Origin of the sequence: Vibrio sp. 1731 (assembly GCF_033339955.1) — a bacterium.
In the GTDB taxonomy this organism is placed as follows: domain Bacteria; phylum Pseudomonadota; class Gammaproteobacteria; order Enterobacterales; family Vibrionaceae; genus Vibrio; species Vibrio alginolyticus.
Map to the genome: position 1 here is coordinate 1 of NZ_JAWOVO010000137.1, position 1,129 is coordinate 1,129.

Annotated in this window: 1 protein-coding gene and 1 pseudogene; one reads left to right on the forward strand and one right to left on the reverse strand. The window is 45.7% G+C overall.

Going from position 1 to position 1,129, the window contains the following annotated elements:
• Positions 1-183: 183 nt before the first annotated feature.
• Complete coding sequence (gene flgA, locus R7035_RS25725; protein ID WP_318146381.1) at positions 184-981, reverse strand: flagellar basal body P-ring formation chaperone FlgA; 798 nt, start codon at positions 979-981, stop codon at positions 184-186.
• Between the two features lie 78 nt (positions 982-1,059).
• On the opposite strand from flgA, the pseudogene flgB reads away from it, so the two are divergent.
• Positions 1,060-1,129 (forward strand): annotated as a pseudogene (flgB, locus tag R7035_RS25730) (flagellar basal body rod protein FlgB); the annotation flags it as partial.

A 1,129-nucleotide genomic window follows, 5' to 3' on the forward strand; every position in this document is an offset into this window, starting at 1 on the left:
GAAATTTGTTTGTGGGACATGACCGCCCGCGACTTTGTCGATTTTCATGCTGTGGTCCTCATCATCATGTTCTAAATCCAATAGGCGACAAGGATGTGGTGAACATTAAATTTTATTTTTGTACTCGATACTCACGTGATGTGACGAGAGGCAAAATTGAAAAATGTTACGTTGAGTCCAAAATCAAAACTGAGTATGAACTTGGTTTCTTCCTGTCACAACCGCTCGAATGACTCTGCCAGAACTGAGGTTTTCTACCTCAATCTGTTGGCCTTTCGCTCCATCTTCTAAGGCGACACCTTTGGTGCTTGCACTAAATCCATCTTTGCTAGCAATGATGATGATTTCATTGCCTTTCTCAATCAAAGCGGGGGCACTTAAGTAGGTTGGATCGACGACTTGTCCGGCGCGGAGTCGACGCGTGGTTTCCAAGCCGATGGCGTGTTTAGGATCGGTGTAGAAATCGTCCGAGCGCGAAATGGTTCGAGTTTCCAATTTCAGATGATTGGCTGTCACCACTTCACTACGACCTACAGTCGTCGCCGCAACCACCACTGGCAGTGTGACCGAAGATTTGATCGTGACATTGATTCGCCATGGAGCAGTGAGATCTTCGCAACTGACGGAACGCTTTAAGTTACCGACTGGCAAAGGTTGGTTATCGCGACCCGTGATCACCAATTTGGCATCGCATTTGGGTAAATGGTTGGCAGAACCTGGCACCCACAAGTCGTACTCCAGTTGGTACTCGCCCCATTGGTTGGACTTGGCTACGCGGTCTACTTCTTGTTCAAAATGTTTCGCGACAACGGCCTTTAGCTCCTCCGATGAGAAGGTGGTTTGGTCCGGACTGGCGAAAGTTTGTCCTGTCGAAAGAATTCCTAATAACAGTATCCACTTTGAGGAAATTAGAGTTTTCCCCCTAATTTTTTTGCTTTCCGTAAACCGGAAGTTTGGTTTCCACTCTTGTCTGTAAGTCATTGATAAATATAAATAAAATTTATGGCACGTATCTTGTTTGTATGTTGGCGTATTCGAGCCGACTGTAAGGAAAGATGCATGGCGATCACATTTGAAAATGCTTTAGGAGTACATCCAGAGGCACTTAATTTTCGCGTTCAGCGTACCA